Genomic DNA, 1,844 nt, shown 5'->3' on the forward strand with positions numbered 1-1,844 from the left:
GTGTAAGTGTTGGCGCACTGAGCGTTGCCTTGATGTTGAGCGCGCATCTTGCATATGCCGCTGACGAGCTTCCGGTACCGCCGGTGGCCGCCGCTGTTACTGATGCCGGCGCAAGTCCCGCCGCCCGTCTGGCAGCACTGAATTCCGAAGCGGCGGTGCTCGAAGTCGAGCTGCACGTAGCCGAACTCAAGCGCAAGATCCGCGACGCAAATGCGCCGGCGGCCTTAGGCGGTGCCATGTCGAGCGCGATCATGCCGAATTTGCCAAACCTGCCGAATGCCGGTTCGCTCGATGCGGCACCTGCCGTGCAAAAAGGCTTGTCGGCGGTATCGATCAGTGCCTATGACGGACGCTATCAGGCCATCGTCTCGGATGACGGCGCGCAGCGCTTGGTCCATATCGGGGACAAGCTGGACGACTGGCTTGTATCCGACATCACAGACACGATGGTGGTGCTTAAGCGCGGCAAGGTGACGCGCGAGCTGCGGGTCTGATCATGGCCGAATTGATCGAATTGCCGGGCGTCAAAGGTCAGTACGCCGTCGGCTTGAATTGGCGTCACGAAGACAAGCTGCCGCGCAGGAGGGAGCTGTATGTACTCGGCCAGCAGATGGGGCGGTGGGGCGCAGTGCGTAAAACGGCGACCGGCGCGATCCAGATTTGCTATTGCGATCCGATCGAGGGCGCGAAGTCGCCGCGATCGATCGCAGCCTTAGGCGCCAGTGTGGCCGAACTCTTCCCGCCGCCCTGGATGGGCGTCTACAAGCTGAGCAATACGCGGTATTGGCTGATCGCGGTGCGCGATGGGAATGAAATCATTCCCGGTGGCGACGTAGTGGGCTCGCTCCCGGAGATTTTAAGTCTCAAGAAGCAGTTCAAAAGCCTGGAGTGGACAGAAAAAGAAGGAACGATTGAGGACCTGGTTGCCACGATCGATCAGAAGCGCCTGCCGCTGCGCGACCTGCAAAGCCGCCCGGAGCTCACCGCCGCAGTAATTGGGGGCAGTGTCTTGGCGATAGCGATTGCCGCTGCGGTCTTCCTGCATTATCGCGACGCGCAGCTGGAGGCAGAGGCGCGTGCGGCAAAAAAACGTCAACAAGCGATCGAGGCGGCGCTACGCGCCAAGCGCGACGCTCCGACCGATGTGTTGCCTTGGTCGACATTGCCAAGCGTCATGGCCGGTACCGACGCATGTCGCAACGCGTGGAACAGACAGCTGCTGAGCATCGCGGGCTGGGATCTCGCCTCCTGGACGTGTACGCCGGCGCGCGAGAGTGTCGCGCTTGCAATCGCGTGGAAGAATGCCGGTGGATCGGCCCTGGATGCACCAGGCCGCCTCGGCGTCAAGGGCGACTCGGCCACGCAAGCACAATCTTTCCCGGCGCAATTGGATGTCGGTGCTCCCGGTGTGTTGTCACAGGATGCCGCTTCGCGTGCGGCGTGGGCCTTGGCATCGCGCTATGGCTTTGCGCTGAACCTACAGCAGGTGCGTGAGCCCGAGCCTGCGCTGCCTGGCGGCAAGAAGGGCACGACCTCCCCCAAGCCTTGGCTGCTCAACACCCTGACGATCGGCACGGGCACACCGCCCTGGCTCGGGTGGTCTAACGATGCCTCGCGGATCTTGGGCCTACGTCTTCGTTCCATCAGTTGGACCGGCGCGGGCCACGCGCAAAACGCCGGTGCGGCCTGGTCGGTGGCTTTCGATCTTTACACGGCCAATGACAATGCGCCCGCCGTGCGCCAGGTCGAAGCCGACATCGCGAAGACCGCGCCCAAGCCTGCGATGCCAGGAGGTCATAAGCACCCTGTGCTCGGCGCTCCTAAAACCGACTTCCAGTTCGATT

Annotated in this window: 2 protein-coding genes; both read left to right on the top strand. The window is 62.7% G+C overall.

The features are described 5' to 3' along the window. Nucleotides 1-494, top strand: a 494-nt coding sequence (locus tag WM40_RS26675; RefSeq protein ID WP_046154587.1) for a hypothetical protein, incomplete at its 5' end; no start/stop codon positions are given. 2 nt (nucleotides 495-496) lie between these two features. Further along, nucleotides 497-1,844: type 4b pilus protein PilO2 (gene pilO2 / locus WM40_RS26680; protein ID WP_046154588.1), on the top strand; the 1,348-nt coding region annotated here is incomplete at its 3' end.

Origin of the sequence: Robbsia andropogonis (assembly GCF_000970345.1) — a bacterium.
GTDB classification, from domain to species: domain Bacteria; phylum Pseudomonadota; class Gammaproteobacteria; order Burkholderiales; family Burkholderiaceae; genus Robbsia; species Robbsia andropogonis.